This window comes from Pseudoalteromonas shioyasakiensis (assembly GCF_001550135.1).
Taxonomy (GTDB): Bacteria; Pseudomonadota; Gammaproteobacteria; order Enterobacterales; family Alteromonadaceae; genus Pseudoalteromonas; species Pseudoalteromonas shioyasakiensis.
The window spans coordinates 415478-430839 of record NZ_LRUE01000015.1; the positions used below are offsets into that span (position 1 = coordinate 415478).

The 15362-nt window shown below is 41.8% G+C and carries 17 protein-coding genes; 11 read left to right on the forward strand and 6 right to left on the reverse strand.

Annotated features, from left to right (window positions below):
- Window positions 1-8: 8 nt before the first annotated feature.
- Genes PASHI_RS11120 through hisIE form a run of 3 tightly spaced genes read left to right on the forward strand, consistent with a single transcriptional unit; the run spans window position 9 to window position 2109 of the window.
- A complete protein-coding gene (locus PASHI_RS11120) occupies window positions 9-743 on the forward strand; it encodes a 1-(5-phosphoribosyl)-5-[(5-phosphoribosylamino)methylideneamino] imidazole-4-carboxamide isomerase (protein WP_062565655.1) in 735 nt (244 codons plus the stop codon).
- A complete protein-coding gene (gene hisF, locus PASHI_RS11125; RefSeq protein ID WP_062565656.1) occupies window positions 725-1504 on the forward strand; it encodes an imidazole glycerol phosphate synthase subunit HisF in 780 nt (259 codons plus the stop codon). Before PASHI_RS11120 ends, hisF begins: the two co-directional genes overlap by 19 nt.
- Window positions 1495-2109 carry a bifunctional phosphoribosyl-AMP cyclohydrolase/phosphoribosyl-ATP diphosphatase HisIE gene (hisIE, locus tag PASHI_RS11130; protein ID WP_062565657.1) on the forward strand — a complete coding sequence of 205 codons (615 nt, stop codon included), beginning with the start codon at window positions 1495-1497 and terminating at the stop codon, window positions 2107-2109. The genes hisF and hisIE overlap by 10 nt, the downstream gene beginning before the upstream one ends.
- 33 nt (window positions 2110-2142) lie before the next feature.
- On the opposite strand, the gene PASHI_RS11135 is transcribed toward hisIE, so the two are convergent.
- Window positions 2143-3033, reverse strand: a complete 891-nt coding sequence (locus tag PASHI_RS11135) for a LysR family transcriptional regulator (RefSeq protein WP_062565658.1) — start codon at window positions 3031-3033, stop codon at window positions 2143-2145.
- A 111-nt stretch (window positions 3034-3144) separates the two neighbouring features.
- Here PASHI_RS11135 and PASHI_RS11140 point away from each other — a divergent pair, with 111 nt between their 5' ends.
- Together PASHI_RS11140 and PASHI_RS11145 are read left to right on the forward strand one after the other, a co-directional pair.
- Complete coding sequence (locus tag PASHI_RS11140) at window positions 3145-4332, forward strand: MFS transporter (protein ID WP_062565659.1); 1188 nt, start codon at window positions 3145-3147, stop codon at window positions 4330-4332.
- A gap of 195 nt (window positions 4333-4527) precedes the next feature.
- Entirely contained in the window at window positions 4528-5490 is a 963-nt protein-coding gene (locus PASHI_RS11145) for an alpha/beta hydrolase (protein ID WP_058584162.1), read from the forward strand.
- Between the two features lie 107 nt (window positions 5491-5597).
- Here PASHI_RS11145 and PASHI_RS11150 read toward each other — a convergent pair whose 3' ends face one another.
- Window positions 5598-6512, reverse strand: coding sequence for an AraC family transcriptional regulator (locus tag PASHI_RS11150; RefSeq protein WP_062565660.1), 915 nt, complete (start codon window positions 6510-6512; stop codon window positions 5598-5600).
- A 176-nt stretch (window positions 6513-6688) separates the two neighbouring features.
- Here PASHI_RS11150 and PASHI_RS11155 point away from each other — a divergent pair, with 176 nt between their 5' ends.
- The gene (locus PASHI_RS11155; protein ID WP_156426481.1) at window positions 6689-7180 is read left to right on the forward strand and encodes a (R)-mandelonitrile lyase; all 492 of its coding nucleotides are present in this window, start codon (window positions 6689-6691) and stop codon (window positions 7178-7180) included.
- Between the two features lie 14 nt (window positions 7181-7194).
- A complete protein-coding gene (locus PASHI_RS11160; RefSeq protein ID WP_062565934.1) occupies window positions 7195-7542 on the forward strand; it encodes a cyclophilin-like fold protein in 348 nt (115 codons plus the stop codon).
- A gap of 69 nt (window positions 7543-7611) precedes the next feature.
- Here PASHI_RS11160 and PASHI_RS11165 read toward each other — a convergent pair whose 3' ends face one another.
- The 3 genes from PASHI_RS11165 to PASHI_RS11175 form a co-directional block, all read right to left on the reverse strand.
- Window positions 7612-8991: a serine hydrolase domain-containing protein gene (locus PASHI_RS11165; RefSeq protein WP_130167614.1), complete on the reverse strand. Its 1380-nt coding sequence runs from the start codon at window positions 8989-8991 to the stop codon at window positions 7612-7614.
- A gap of 165 nt (window positions 8992-9156) precedes the next feature.
- Entirely contained in the window at window positions 9157-10338 is a 1182-nt protein-coding gene (locus tag PASHI_RS11170; protein ID WP_054563894.1) for an NAD(P)-dependent alcohol dehydrogenase, read from the reverse strand.
- Between the two features lie 11 nt (window positions 10339-10349).
- Window positions 10350-10772 (reverse strand): (R)-mandelonitrile lyase, encoded by a 423-nt coding sequence (locus PASHI_RS11175; protein WP_054563895.1) that lies wholly within the window; start codon window positions 10770-10772, stop codon window positions 10350-10352.
- Window positions 10773-10960: 188 nt separating this feature from the next.
- On the opposite strand from PASHI_RS11175, the gene PASHI_RS11180 reads away from it, so the two are divergent.
- From PASHI_RS11180 to PASHI_RS11195, 4 genes are all read left to right on the forward strand, one after another.
- Window positions 10961-11698 (forward strand): DUF4097 family beta strand repeat-containing protein, encoded by a 738-nt coding sequence (locus tag PASHI_RS11180; protein ID WP_062565662.1) that lies wholly within the window; start codon window positions 10961-10963, stop codon window positions 11696-11698.
- 152 nt (window positions 11699-11850) lie between these two features.
- Complete coding sequence (locus PASHI_RS11185) at window positions 11851-12363, forward strand: hypothetical protein (RefSeq protein WP_055021702.1); 513 nt, start codon at window positions 11851-11853, stop codon at window positions 12361-12363.
- A 36-nt stretch (window positions 12364-12399) separates the two neighbouring features.
- On the forward strand, window positions 12400-12585 hold the full coding sequence (locus PASHI_RS11190) for a DUF1289 domain-containing protein (RefSeq protein ID WP_062565663.1): 186 nt from the start codon (window positions 12400-12402) through the stop codon (window positions 12583-12585).
- A 64-nt stretch (window positions 12586-12649) separates the two neighbouring features.
- Complete coding sequence (locus PASHI_RS11195) at window positions 12650-13444, forward strand: glycosyltransferase family 25 protein (protein ID WP_062565664.1); 795 nt, start codon at window positions 12650-12652, stop codon at window positions 13442-13444.
- Between the two features lie 20 nt (window positions 13445-13464).
- Here the strand turns inward: PASHI_RS11195 and PASHI_RS11200 are convergent, their stop codons facing one another.
- Entirely contained in the window at window positions 13465-15246 is a 1782-nt protein-coding gene (locus tag PASHI_RS11200; RefSeq protein WP_062565665.1) for a M61 family metallopeptidase, read from the reverse strand.
- Window positions 15247-15362 lie beyond the last annotated feature (116 nt).

The following is a 15362-nucleotide window of genomic DNA, read 5'->3' on the forward strand; positions in this document are numbered from 1 at the left end:
AAATAAACGTGATTATTCCAGCACTCGATGTATTACAAAACCAAATTGTGCGCTTATACCAAGGTAAGTATGATACCGCACAATTTTACCCTTACGAACTTGGCCCACGCTTACAAGAGTACGCAAATAGCGGCGCAGGCAAACTACACTTAGTTGATTTAGAAGGCGCACGCGATCCAAATAAAAAACAGTGGCAGCATATTCAAGCTGCAACCAAAGCGCTTAATGTTCCTTATCAAGTTGGCGGCGGTATTCGCTCTGAACAAGATGTTGCTGACTGGCTTGAAGCCGGTGCTAATCAAGTCGTGATCGGCTCAATGGCCGTTGAAAAACGTGAGCAAGTACAGGCCTGGATTGAAAAGTTTGGCAGTGAACACTTTGTTATCGCACTAGATGTTAATAAAACTGACAACGGCTGGGCACCAGCAACACATGGTTGGTTAAGTGAATCTGAGTTTGGCTTGTTCGAACTTGTTGATTTTTACGTGGCACTGGGTGTGGTTGATTTTCTGTGTACTGACATCAGCAAAGACGGCACCATGACCGGCCCTTCGTTTGCACTTTATGAAGATTTAACTAACCACAACAGTGAGATTAAAGTTCAAGCATCAGGCGGTGTAAGCTCACTGGATGATATTGCAAAGCTGAAAAAACTGGGTGTTGGCGGTGTTATCTTAGGTAAATCATTACTCGATGGTGCCTTTAATGTTGAGGAGGCGCTAGCATGTTATCAAAACGCATAATCCCTTGTTTAGATGTAAAAGACGGCCAAGTCGTTAAAGGCGTTAAATTTAAAGGCCATGAAGTGGTTGGTGATATCCTAACGCTTGCCAAAGCCTACAGCGATGCCGGTGCAGATGAACTGGTGTTTTATGAAATCAGTGCCAGCGTCGAAAAACGCCTACTTGATGTTAATTGGGTAGAGAATATTGCACGCCACATTGATATTCCATTTTGTGTAGCGGGCGGCATTAAATCTGTTGCTGATGCAGCACGTGTTTTAGAGCGTGGCGCAGATAAAATCAGTATTAACAGCCCTGCAATTGCTCGCCCAGAGCTTATCAAAGAATTACACGATGAGTTTGGTAAACAATGCGTGGTTGTGGGTATTGATAGCTTTTATGATGAAAACACTGACGAGTATTTAGTGTATCAGCTGACTGGCGACCCAAATGCATCAAGCCGTACTCGCTACAAAACCGAAGAATGGGTTAAGCGTGTGCAAGACCTAGGCGCTGGTGAAATCGTGCTCAATTGCATGAACCAAGACGGCGTGCGTAAAGGCTACGACAATGTTCAGCTATCAAAAATGCGTGCACTGTGCGATATTCCACTAATTGCATCGGGCGGCGCAGGTACGATGCAAGACTTTGTTGATGTGTTTCAACAAAGCCAAGTTGATGGCGCGCTCGCTGCCAGCGTATTTCACAAGAACGTCATTGATATTGGCGAACTAAAACAATTTTTAACTGATAATAATGTAGCGGCTAGACTATGCAATTAACCAAAGACACTCTTTCTCAAGTCGATTTTGCCAAAAGCGAGTTGATCCCAGCTATCGTGCAAGATGCACGCTCTGGGGTGATTTTAATGCAAGGCTTTATGAATCAAGATGCATTAGCTGCCACTTTCGACAAACAAAAAGTAACCTTTTACTCGCGCTCTAAAGAGCGTTTATGGACCAAAGGCGAAACATCAGAAAACTACCTTGAAGTAGTCTCAGTTCACACCGACTGCGATTACGACTCACTATTAGTCCTGGCAAACCCACTTGGGCCAACATGCCACCTTGGTACACAAAGCTGCTTTGGCGATGATGCTAAACCTAGCTTGTCGTTTTTAGCTGAGCTTGAACAAGTGATTGTTTCGCGTAAAGACGATGACCCGAGCAAAAGCTACACTGCGTCTTTGTTTGCAAAAGACTTAAGCCGTAGTTGCCAAAAAGTGGGTGAAGAAGGTGTTGAAGTTGCCCTTGCAGCCATGAAACATGATAACGATGAATTAACCAATGAATCGGCAGACTTACTGTATCACTTAACCGTGTTATTACAGCGCCAAGGCCTATCATTGGCTGATGTGGTGAACTGTTTACAAGGCCGCCATAAGTAATAAATATAGAGTGTGGTATCTAAATACCGCACTCTATTGCTGTTTTAACGCTTCTAACACAATTTTAAATGCAGGCGAAGGTTGCCTTCGGCTCGGGTAATACAAATAATAACCGGGAAATGCGGGGCACCAATCAGCTAACACTTTAATTAAATTACCATTTTTTATATGCTCACCAAACTCTTCTTCAGGTAGAAACGCAATACCTAACCCCTGTAAAGCCGCATCAACAATATGATGAGAGGTATTAAAGATTAATTGACCGCGTACATTCACATTAAGTTCTTCACCCTCTTTTTCAAACTCCCACGCATATAAACCGCCATGAGTCGGAAAGCGAATATTGATACAATTATGTGCAGTAAGATCCTTTGGTGTTTTAGGCTTTTGATGCTTAGTAAAATACTCAGGGCTTGCAACCGCTGCCATATTGAGCTCTTTACCAATAGGCACTGCAATCATATCTTTATCTATAGTTTCGCCAAGGCGAACACCAGCGTCGATACGCTGAGCAACAATGTCTGTGTAGCCATAGTTAACATTAAACTCAATATTAATATCTGGGTATTGCTTTAATACATTGGCCAGTTTTGGGAGTAATGTGTTCTGAATGATAAAATCACCACAAGTAATTTTTACCGTACCCGCAGGTTTGTCTCTGAGTTCAGTTAAGGCTTCTAGCTCATTTTCGATATCATCAAAACGATGCCCGATTGCATTGAGTAAACGCTCCCCGGCGAGTGTCGGTGATACGCTTCGAGTTGTTCTGGTTAACAAACGAATATCTAAGTTTGCTTCTAGTGAACGAATAGCTTGACTCAAGGCAGACTGAGTTACGCCTAACTGAGCAGCAGCACGCGTAAAACTGCCAGTTCTTGCCACAATGACAAAATAGTTCAATTCATTGAGGTTTTGTTTGATCATCCACCAGCCTATTAATAAGTATTACTAATAAAGCATATTAGTATTCATTAGCTAGTCTATTCAACCTATGTCTGAAAAAATACTCCATCACATTTAACTGTATGGACTAGCATGACAAGTTACTCAACCTATCAAGATGATCAGCCTATCGAGCAGCAAGCTAATTGGAGTGGGGTTTTTGCGATGACATTATGTATTTTCGCCTTAATAGCCTGCGAGTTTATGCCTGTAAGCTTATTAACACCTATGGCTGAAGATTTATCAATTAGTAAAGGCATGGTTGGTCAGGGGTTAGCAATATCTGGCTTTTTTGCGGTGGTCACAAGTCTATTCATGAGTCCTTTATTTGCTAAAAGTGATCGAAAAACCTTACTAGTCGCTCTGACCTTGATAATGCTACTGTCAACTTTAACAATCTCTGTAGCTGATAGTTACGCTGTTTATATGCTTGGTCGTGCGTTAATCGGCTTAGTCATTGGTGGCTATTGGTCACTTTCAACTGCTTCTGCAATGCGCTTAGTTCCCGAGGAAAAAGTGCCTAAAGCACTGGCAGTATTTAATGGTGGTAATGGTCTTGCCATGATAATTGCAGCACCAATTGGCAGTTATTTAGGCAGTGTTCTTGGCTGGCGAGGCGCGTTTATGTGTTTAGTGCCATTTATCGCTATTGCTGTATTTTGGCAATGGCAGGCTTTGCCTAGCATGCCAGCTCAGCAGCAATCAAAAGGACCTTTTTCTGCATTTAAGTTATTTAAAAAGCCACTCGTCCGTTTTGGTATGCTAGCTGTCGCGCTGCTATTTATGGGGCAATTTACTTTATTTACCTATGTAAGGCCCTTTTTAGAGTCAGCGTTTCAAGCCACCAGCCAACAAGTCTCTATGGTGTTATTTGTTATTGGTTTTGCAGGCTTTATTGGCACCTTATTGATCAGTAAGGTCATAAAACTCAGTTTAGCGTTTGCCTTAATAGCTGCCCCTACGGTTATGGCTTTAATAGCATTTTGTTTAGCTAATCAAATATCTCTTTTTAACATCAACATCGTATTACTTGGATTATGGGGGTTAATTGCAACTGCAGCGCCTGTTGCTTGGTGGAGCTGGGTAGCTCGTGCTTTACCAAAAGATGCTGAAGTTGCAGGAGGATTGATGGTAGCAATTATTCAATTTTCGATAGCGCTAGGCTCAACATTCGGCGGCATATTATTCGATGTTTATGACTACCCTATTACCTTCTTTGTTAGCGCAGCTATCTTATTTTTTGCAGCCATTGCCAGCTATTTCACTATAAAAACACCCTAAAAAATCATTAGGTGCTCATACTTGGGCTACCTAATGTTCATTTTAAGCACATAAAGATACAATCGACACTTTTAGGCAATAAATCGACTGTTCTAATATAACGCCAAACTGCACAAATAACCGACAATAACCTCATCAAAGCTGCATTGTGAAAACAAATTGCAGTCCCTGTTAATCAAAAAATAGGAGAGTGTTATGACAACCTCAACTGATAATTTTTACCAAAGCGATGCTGTTAACTTTGAAAAAGTAATTTTCAAAAACCAATTACAAATGAATGTAGTCGGTAATCTTTTTACACCTAAAAATGCAGAAAAAGGTGCGAATCTTCCAGCACTTGTAATTGGTCATCCTATGGGTGCGGTAAAAGAGCAAAGTGCTACTTTATATGCAACTAAACTGGCAGAGCTAGGCTTTGTAACTTTGGCAGTTGATCTTAGCTTCTGGGGCGAAAGTGACGGCGAACCACGTAATACTGTACTACCTGATTTATACGCAGAGTCATTCAGTGCCGGTGTCGATTACCTTGCTAGCCGTTCATACGTCAACAAAGAAAGCATTGGTGGTTTAGGTGTATGTGGTAGTGGTGGTTTCATCATTAGTGCCGCAAAAATTGACCCACGTATCAAAGCTGTGGCAACAGTTAGTATGTATGACATGGGTGGCGCAACGCGCAATGGTTTAGGCAACTCTATTGATCTTGATATGCGTAAAGATATGCTCGATGAGGCTGCAGAGCAACGTAATGTTGAGTACCTTGGTGGCGAAGTACAATACACTGGCGGCTGCCCCCATCACATTGATGAAAGCTCACACCCAATTGCAAAAGAGTTTTATGACTTTTACCGCACTGAGCGTGGTGAATATACACCAGAGCGTTCATCAGCAGATTTAACAACTCACCCAACATTAAGCAGCAATGTGCGTTTTATGAACTTTTATCCATTTAACGATATTGAGACTATTTCACCACGTCCATTACTGTTTGTTGCCGGTGAACACGCTCACTCATTTGAGTTTAGCCAACAAGCCTATGATTTAGCTGCTGAACCTAAACAATTATTGGTTGTACCAAATGCAGGTCATGTTGATTTATATGATGATGTGGGTTTAATTCCATTCACTAAAATTGCTGAATTTTTCACAGCAAGTCTTTAACTAAAACGTGTCATGGTAACGAATGGGACATAGGGATATGCCCATTCGTTTTTTATACCAATTCGCTTAATTAACTATTATTGCCCATTGGTATTATATGTAGCCGGCTATTTAGCCGTTGCTAAAAACGCCTCTACATCTCGTTTTGGTGATAAACCAAAAAACCGAGAATACTCACGAGAAAATTGTGAAGGGCTTTCGTAGCCAACCTTAAAAGCAGCACCTGAGGCATCCATACTCTCGCCAACCATCAACCTTCTTGCTTCCATTAACCTTAAACGCTTTTGATATTGCAACGGACTCATTGAAGTTAGATCTCGAAAATGATGGTGGAAAGTCGATTTACTCATTTTCGCAAGACCCGCTAAGTCCTCTACACTCAAGGGTTGATCATAGTTTTCTTTTAACCACTTAACACTACGTGCAATTCTAAGCCCTTGGCTACCTGTTGACACTATATGGCGAAGCTCTGCCCCATGCTCACTGTTAAGTACACGCCAAAAAATTTCGCGTTTAATTAATGGCGCAAGTACTGACATAGACTCAGGATCATCAACCAGATCAATTAATCGTGTAAAAGCGTTAAGTAGTGGCTCAGTCATCTCACCTAAGGTCATTCCCTTATTGAGTGATTGCTTGTTTAATTTGTCGAGCGGTATTTGCGAAATCAGTTCACCTAACATAGCCAAATCAAGCTTTAACACTAAGCCTAAATAAGGTGCGTCGTCTTTTGCTTCAAGAACTTGCATTTTTGCAGGCAAATCAATTGAGGTAATCAAGTACTTGTGTGGGTCATACTTGAAAACATCTTCGCCCAAGGTCATGCTTTTTGCCCCTTGTAGCACCAGTGCAATACTTGGTTCAACCACACACATTGAACAAGAGGTGGCGGCCTGTGTTTGTCGATAAAAAAACAAATCCTCAATCACGCTATCAGCGGTTTCTTGCTGGCCAATAAGCGGCGCAATCTTATCTGCTAAAGCAGCGCTCATTTTAGCAATAGCATCATAATCTGAATGCATAACCAACCCAATTAAATTCAAGATACTTAACTATACGCTCGGTTATACAATATTGACCAGTGGTAAATTTGCCGCCTCGGACTAATAGGCAATAACTTGCGTGCATTGTACTTTTTAAAGGCACAGTTTTTAGCCAAAATGAAGATTCGTTCGGTTACAAACACATGGAGAAAAGTATGAAGTATATTATCGGTACCCTTATCTTAACGATGAGTGCATTTAGTCATGCAGAAAACGCCTCTTCACAACGTTTAGAATTACCGCAAATCACAGTGCAAAAAAATGGCACTCAGTACCCAATGACTGGGCTCGACAAGTATTTCACGGGCAAAGTACGCGTCGAGCCTAGTTTCCAAGCTCATGGCGAAGCGAAAGCCGCTGGTGCCATGGTAACCTTTGAGCCAGGTGCTCGCACAAACTGGCACACTCACCCTGTTGGCCAAACCTTAATTGTTACATCAGGTATGGGTTGGGTTAATCCGTGGCACGGACAACCTCAGGTTATAAAACCAGGTGACGTTGTACATATTCCTGCTAATGTTAAACATTGGCACGGTGCTACAGATAAAACAGCCATGATGCACTTAGCTATTCAAGAGTCAAAAGACGGTAAGGTTGTTGATTGGTTAGAGCCAGTAACAGATAAGCAATATTTAAAAAAGCAGTAAAGATGGTAAGTGAAATGCAAATAAAGTTCACCAGTAACGGCAAAACTATGCAAGCGACTCTAGAAAGTAACAATGCCGCTAAGCATTTTTATCAACTTCTACCACTGACTCTAAAAGTAGAAGACTTTGCCAATGCTGAGAAAATTGCCACTTTACCAGAGAAATTAAATCTACAAGGCTTACCTGCTGGCACTGATGCTAACGCAGGAGACATTACTTATTACGCACCTTGGGGTAACCTTGCGCTCTTTTATAAGCAGCAAAGTTATGCAAATGGTCTGATAAAACTTGGTAAAATAACGGGCGATAGTCAGTTTTTTAAAAGTTTAGGCCAAGCGGATGTCACTATAGAGCCCTTGTAGTAGATACTAACTCTCCAGTTAGCAAAGCTGCTTCTGTACGCCACAAAGCAGCTTTTTTATTGCCTGACTTTATCTGCCCAGTGCTTTTAAAACATCACGAGCAAAATCATGCTCACTAAAGCCTTTAAGCCCTGCAAGGTCGTACCCTCGCCTAACAATCACTATCTGCTCGCTTGGAATGATCACTAAAAATTGACCACGGTTGCCTCGCGCTGCAATGGTATCGTTTGGTAACTCAGGAAAACGTTCGTTATAAAGCCACCACTGTGCGCCGTATCCTGGTGCCGTTTCTGGGGGTTGAGCAGGGGCTGGTTTACTAATATAACTTAACCAGTCTTTTGGTAATATTTGCTCACCTTGCCAGCGGCCATTATTCAGGTGTAATAGCCCTAAGCGAGCAAGATCCCGAGAAGTAGTCCACACTTGCGATGACAAAATATAGTCACTTTGCCAATCTGACTCTAAAAACGTGTGCTGCATGCCGATTTTATCGAGTAAATTGTCATATGGATAACGTAAATAGCTCGCTTCATCGTTAAACGTTTCTCGTAAGGTACGTAGCGCTAACATGGTGTCGTTATTAGCGTATTTCCAACGGCTACCTGGCTTAACTTCTAACGCAGTATGCGTTGCTGTGTCAGACACTAAACCTCCGCCCATATAGACACGATCCGTACGATTGCCCGCTTTATTACTGTCTAAGCCCGATGCCATATGAAGCAAGTTTTCAAGGGTAATTTCGCCGCGTGGGTCAAGCGGGTGAGACCAGCTTTCAAGCCCCGCAGGCTTAGTAACATCAAGTCGCTTTTGCGCTACCGCCACACCAATAATGCTCGCGCCAATACTTTTTGCAACAGACCAAGTACGCTGGGCGGTTTCAGGGGTAAAACCGGCTTTATATTGCTCTGCTAGAATCGCCTCAGGGCTTGCTATTAAAATTGCCGAAGTTCGTGCGCCTTCACCATAATGACGAGTAAAAGCCTGTGCAATAACCTCATCAAGCGCCTTATTGCCCGTCGCTTTATTAACACCATTTAGCGTTTGCCAAGGCTTACCATCATCCTTTTGATAGGCTAAGTTTTCTTTAAACGGTGCTTGCACGAGTGTTGCAGCTTTAAGGCTTACCCCTACGGGTAAATCAACACAGCCTAAACGAGGCCGCCACACCGATATACGTTGCTTATCTTTATCGTAATCAACAATGACTCGTTTATGCTCAGTATCAATGTTCGCTTTTAGTGTTTTTACAGTGTCTGCGATTAAAGGGTAAATACCGGTAAGTTCATCAATATCGATTTGATCTTTGCTTTTGCCAGCGTTAAACGTGGCACTACAGGTAAAATTGGCGACGTACCCAGCGGCATAAGCGTTCAAGGTTGTATCTGTTTCTTCGCTACAAACAAAAAAGCTAGTGCACAACAACGTACTCAGGAAGGTTATTTTTTTCATTATTACTCCATGGAGGCCAAAGAGTTTAAGTTAGCAAAAGAAAAAAATAATGATATGTTTTTACGTCAGTATTCGCTCTTTAAGCGATAAATCACCGAATAAAAAAGGAACAACAAAAAACGCCATACTGGGTATGGCGTTTGGCTTACTCAATCTAAAAATTATTTAAAATGTCGAGGCATCAATTACATAACGATAGCGCGCTTTTTTCTCCACCACGCTTTGCCATGCATTATTGATTTCAGAGGCTTTGATTAACTGGGTTGCTGGCAGAATATTATTCTTAGCACAGTAATCAACAACTTCTTGCGTTTCTTGCATATCACCAATTAACGAAGCATTAAAGTTTACCCGGCTTGCAGCCAATGCTAATGCATTCATATTTAATGAAAACTCTTCTGGCATACCCACTTGGGTATACGTGCCGAATGGTTTTACTAATGATGCATATTTAGCAATATCATATTTCACTGGCAAGGTATTAATTAAATAATCAAGCTGCGACTTATGTTCGTTGTAAGCGTCTTCACCGTCAACAACAACCACTTTAGCGCCAAAGGCTTTAATATCAGCTACTTTATCTTTAGAGCTTGTGAATGCATAAACATCAGCACCTTGCGACACAGCCAATTTAACAGCTAAGTGCCCAAGCCCACCAATACCAACAACACCTACTTTATCGCCTTTTTTCAAGTTAAATTTAAGCAACGGAGAATACGTTGTAATGCCGGCACATAATAAAGGAGCAGCATGCTCTAAACTAATGTTTTCAGGAATATGCACTGCAAAATGATCGCGAACAACAATGTTATTCGAGTAACCACCTTGTGTGATACCCGTCGGTGAGCGTTCATCAGGGTAGCCATAAGTGAATTTTGTTTCTGGGCAATATTGCTCGCCTTGATCTTTACAGCTATTACAGTCAAGACAGCTATCAACCATACAGCCTACACCAGCACGGTCGCCCACTTTAAACTTAGTCACATTCTTACCGACCGCAGTTACGATACCTGCAATTTCATGACCTGGTACTTGAGGGTATTGCTGTGCGCCCCAATGCCCTTTCATCTGATGAATATCTGAGTGGCAAATACTGGCGAATTTAATTTCGATTAAAATATCGTTATCGCCTACTGGGCGTCTTTCGAACTCCCATGGTTTTAGTAAGCCTGAATTATCAAAAGCCGCATAGCCACGAGATTTTATATTGCCATTTGCAAGCTGCTCAGATGATGCTGCAAATGAAGGCGCCGCAAAGCCACCTAATAACAGGCCTGCACCTAAAGCTGAACTCGTTTTAATAAAATTACGACGTGATAAGTCTTGCGTTTCATGTTTGTCACACATTTCAATGTACCTTATGCTAAATAATCTTCATCTGAAACAGCTTCGAACCAGTCAACAGGTTTACCATCGAGTGCTTCTTGAACTGCTACATGCTTCATTGCACTATCAGCAGTCGCACCATGCCAGTGACGCTTTCCGCAGTTACACCAAATTAAATCACCTGGATTGATGACTGTTTTCTCACCACCCTCGCACTGTGTCCAACCTTGACCTTCTGTAACTAATAAAACTTGGCCGAGTGGATGAGAATGCCAATTTGTACGAGCTCCTTTTGAAAACTCCACCACAGCAACACCAACGCGAGCAGGTGCTGGTGCATTAAATAAAGTACTGATTTGCACTTTACCTGTGAAACATTCTGCTGGCCCTGCGATTGGATCTTGAGAACCTGACTTAATTACTTGCATATCGCTTGTTTGCGCTGAATCACTCATATGTTTCTCCTTGGGTTGCTTAGTTTTTGGTCTACTATTTCAGTCTAAAGCATCGCGAAAAACCATAAATGCCTGAAGCTCGCGCTTTCTTGCCTATTTGTGTAAAAAAAGTTTTTAAAGCCTTTAAACCTTTTTTATCAGCACCTGCGACTAAGCTAATAACACCACACATATGAAAGGGAAGAACCATGTTAAGTACAGTAAAAACACTCTCACTAATTGCCGCAGGCTTATTATCAGCACAAACATTTGCTTGGGGTGATATGCCACTACAAGAAACAAAAAACCTAACGCTAGATGCAGCCTCATTAAGCGCTTTAAAAGTAGAAGCGGGCTCTGGTTTTTTACACATTACTGGTAGTGACAGTGATGAAGTAACCGTTAAAGCCGAGATTTATCAAGAAAAGCCTCATGATGAATATTGCTTAAACCTTGAAGCCAAAGGCAATAACGCAGCACTTAGTGCAGGCCAGTGCGATTACCACACCAATAAGCAAACTCGCATTGATTTAACCGTTGCGATCCCTCGCTCATTTAATGTTGATGTACACGATGGCTCTGGTGAAATTATCATTAGCAAAGTTGCGAATACTGTGATCAACGATGGTTCTGGTTCAATTACCGCAAATGACATTACAGGCACATTAGAAATCAATGATGGTTCGGGTAGCATAGAGGCACGTAATATCAGCCGTGATATTAAAATTCATGACGGCTCAGGTAATATTGATGTTGCCAACGCACAGGGCAATATTGAAGTACACGATGGCTCTGGTGGTATCGACTTAAATGATATTTCGGGTGATGTTGTCGTTTCAGATGGCTCAGGCAGCATTCGCGTTGATACTGCAGCAAACTTTGAGTTACTTAGTGATGGCTCTGGCTCAGTAAAAGTAACCAACATTGCAGGCAAAACCAAGATGTAAGCTTACGCTTTTATAGTTTTTAGCAACTAAAATGCCTTCCTTTGCGAAGGCATTTTAAATTGTAATAGCTAATCTTTATTAGCATTTTTACAAGGGCTTAGGTATCCTTTAGGAAACGTTTAAGGAACTGCTATTTAAAAGGATAGCCTGATATGAAAAAGCCACTCGCCGCCTTACTAACTGGCCTTGTTTTAACAGGTTGTACAGGACTAACAACTGAACAACAAACGGCCATTGATAACTTAACCCCTTGCGAGAAAATTAACGCCCTATTAGGTGCTTACGACAACCGCTTTGAAGGCTTAAAACGTAGCCGTGTAAATACTAAATACATGGAAACATGGACAGCGAAATACAACCTTATTGCCGATAACTGTCAAATCACGGCGCTTGATAAAGACAATGTTACCTACCGCTGTGTAGGCAATTACGAGCAACAGCAACAGGCTGTCGCCGATCACACCCGTGCGGTTAATTTTACCCAAGCGTGTTTAGCGGGTAATAATTGGCATCAAACACAAAAAGAGTCAGCTGAATCGTTACGTACCACGTTTGTGCTTGACGAAAACAACCCTGTTATCTCAATTCATTCGGGTAAAACCCTATCACGCAAACAGCCTTGGTCTACCACTCTTGAAATTGGTAAGCCAATTGAAGGCAAGTAATACACTAATGAAGGCTACATTAGCCTTCACATCACTATGACAAAATCAAAAAAACCAACCAGCCAATTTAAAACAGATTGCATCGGTCAATGTCATCGCCTAAATGGCTATTGCACTGGCTGTGGTCGCAGTAATGATGAGATTTTTGATTGGATCATTTTATCCGAGCAAGAAAAGCAATCTATTTTAAATACTCCTCGCCCTGACATAAAAGCGAAATAGTTCTGACACCCAAGCGTCATTAAAGCTTGTTAGCCTGATTCAAACTGACCATCAGGTAACGATAATGACCGCTATTTTTGTAATTAACTTAGCAAGCTCTACTGAACGATTAAACCGTGTTAGCCATGAGCTAAATGCACAAAATTTGGCATTTGAACGCCTTGATGCAATTGATGGTAGAGAGCTGTCTGATACAGAGATAACCAAGCACTATAGTGCTGATTTAAACCTAAAAAAATTCCATAAGCCCTTGAGTAAAGGTGAGATTGGCTGTTACCTGAGTCACAGAAAAGCATGGCAAACCATTGTCGATAGGCAATTAGATTACGCCATTATTTTAGAAGATGACTTTCTGCTCGACCGCTCTATTCACAGTGCAATTGAAAACATTAGTACATTAAAACAGCCTTGGCAGCTAATAAAATTGGCCGCTTATAAAGACCGAAGTCGGGAAATTGCCTTTACAAAACCCCTTGCTGATGAGCAACACTTAGTCATTCATAAAAAGCTTATGTCTGGCTGCTGTGCAACGGCTGTTAGTTTTGAAGGTGCAAAAGCGCTGTTAAAAGCCACTGCCGAATTTGGCCGCCCCGTTGACTGCGATTTACAGCATGTGTGGGAAACCGGTGTTTATGGATACTCTTTGCTGCCCTACCCGGTATCACAACCCGATAATGCACAAAGTGATATTCGGGATAGATCAACCAAAGTTAAAAAGTCATTTTGGCGACGTAAAAAACAGCAACTTCACAGTGCACTACTAAACACAAAGTACACAAAGCAGTTTGTAAAAGCGCAGCAAGTACCAAACAAAAAAAAAGGAGCCGCAGCTCCTCTCTTACCAATAAAAAATCATTAACGATTTATTTTGCTTAGCTGTTATTTAGCTTGATTTGGGTGGTCAACACCCATCCATGCTTTAAACAATGCCATTTGAGCTGGTGTTGCATCTTTTAATGCTTTGACCTTTTTCTCTTTATCAAAGTCTTCGCTAAGTGTTAGCGTTGTGCTTTGTAATGCATCGCGTCTAATGAAATCAACAGTCACTGTGTCGCCTGCTTTAAACGTTTCGAGGCTGGCTGTTAAATCTTTACCAACATGCTTTTTGTTAAACGCCACGATTTTGTCATCAGTCGTTAAGCCCGCTTGCCATGCAGCGCCACCACGGCGAACATGAGTTAGGGTTAATAACTCACCGCTGTTTTTTGCAAACGAATCAATACTAGGTACTGATTTTGCGCCTTCAGGGCGAATTAAACCTAAGCCTACTTTTGCAAGTAGCTCATCAAAGTCGATAGCAGCTGGCTCATCCACATTCGTTTGCCACCAAGCGCTGTAATCACGACCTGTTAGCTCTTTTAAAATTGCTTTAACATCATCTGGCGTAAAACCATCTGGTAAACGATGCTTGTTGTAAAGCGCGCGGTGAACGTCGCGGTAACTGATTTTGCCATCGCTGTTTTCTAGCAAATCAATATCAAGTGCCATTGAAATCAATGAACCTTCTAAATAGATATTGGTGCTGTAGTTGCGAGCGTGGTCGCCGCCTTGGTTGATCCACTTATCAAAGCTTGTTTCAGTTGCGCTTTGTACTTCGCGACCCGGTGTTTGTAAGTGACGATTAACGGTTTTCGTTAACGTACCGAAGAACTCATCAGTTGTTTCAATGCCCGCGCGCACCATTAAGTGATCTTCAAAGTAGCTGGTTGAGCCCTCTGCAATCCATAATGTTTTTGCGTAGTTAATATTGGTGTAGTCATACGGCGCAATACCTTTAGGACGGTATGCTTTTACGTTCCAAGTATGAATAAATTCGTGAGCTGCGGTGCTGATAAACGCAAGGTAATCTTTACGAGAACCAAAACGGTCACGTGGGCGCTGGATAATTGTTGAGTTTAAATGCTCTGTTGCACCGCCTGCACCTGACGTAGCATGTACCATAAATACATAACGCTCATACGGGTAGTTATCCCAAATTACGTTGCCCGTTGTCACTAGCTTTTTAAGGTCAATTAGCATTTGATCTACATCGTAGTTGCCTTCACCCCAAATAACGAGTTCGTATTCACGACCATCAACAGTGAACTTGTGTAGCTCATTGATACCCGTTTCGATTGGTGAATCAACTAAAATGTCGTAATCAGCGGCTTTAAAGCTGTGTTTAGAACCCGCATTTTCCATTCCCGATACTGAGCGCCATTCTTTTGGTACATTTAGCTCAACTTTAACTGGGTCTTGGCGGAATGATTCGCTGAACATGAAAAAGCCAGATGCATCAATGAAGGCATGACTGTCATCAATATGACGAGCACGTTTACCTAGCTCGTTAGCGTACACTTGGTAATCTACATTGACTTGAGTAGGTTCGTTTAGGTGAACACGCCAAGTGCTGTGGTCAATTTTTTCCCACTTTAATGCCTTACCATCATCATCTTTTGCTTCGAAAAAGCGCACACCATTGGCAAGATTTAAAATTTCGTAACGGCCAGTACGCCAAGCTGGAAGTTTAATATCTAAATGCGCTTGCGCTGTTTGCGGAAACTCAACACTTACATTACCTAAATGGTGCTCAGGCTGAGTGATAGACAGTGAGTAGTTCACATCTGCAAACGCACTGCTAGAACAGGCCGCCAAAATAGACATTGCCAAAAACTTTTTCATAACAACTCTTTTTATTACTATCAAAATTGCGAAACAGCCTAACAATTGCGAGAAAAAATGTGAATTAAAAACCGATAAACAGCCATTGCAACAAGTTTGATAGACAAAATAGCTAA